1 pseudogene is annotated in these 477 nt (G+C 61.0%); it reads left to right on the top strand.

Annotation, left to right across the window (positions count from 1 at the left end):
* Positions 1–108 precede the first annotated feature (108 nt).
* A pseudogene (locus GNK13_RS18105) lies at positions 109–477 on the top strand (IS256 family transposase); the annotation flags it as partial.

Below are 477 nucleotides of genomic sequence, written 5' to 3' on the forward strand. Positions count from 1 at the left end.
ACGCGAGCTATTGTCGAAAGTCGTGTTCTTGATTGAGTGAAAAAAGCGGCGCATCCTGCTGAGGTACATCACCACTTCAGCGGCCCAACGCGGGCACAAGGATACGCCATGAGCCAGATTAAGACAGACCGAAGCTCGGTGCCAGTAGACCAGGACCACGACCCGGAAGTGCTCGCTTTTCGGGCTCAGTTCGGCGACCGAAGTCCGCTCGATGAGCTCGTCCGAGAGGGAGCCAGACGGATGCTGCAGTCGGCGTTCGATGCGGAAGTCGAGGCATTCGTCGCTCAGCATGCCGACCGCCGTGACACCAGCGGGCGAAGGCAAGTCGTCAAAAACGGGAGTTTGCCGAGCCGAGAGATCCTCACCGGCGCTGGGCCGATCGAGGTCAAGCAGGGGCGAGTGCGGGATAACTCACCCGATCCGGATTCGCGTGTGCAGTTCGTTCCGAGCGTCCTGCCAGCTTATCTGCGGCGGACC

The organism is Candidatus Laterigemmans baculatus (assembly GCF_010367455.1).
GTDB classification, from domain to species: Bacteria; Planctomycetota; Planctomycetia; order Pirellulales; family Pirellulaceae; genus Laterigemmans; species Laterigemmans baculatus.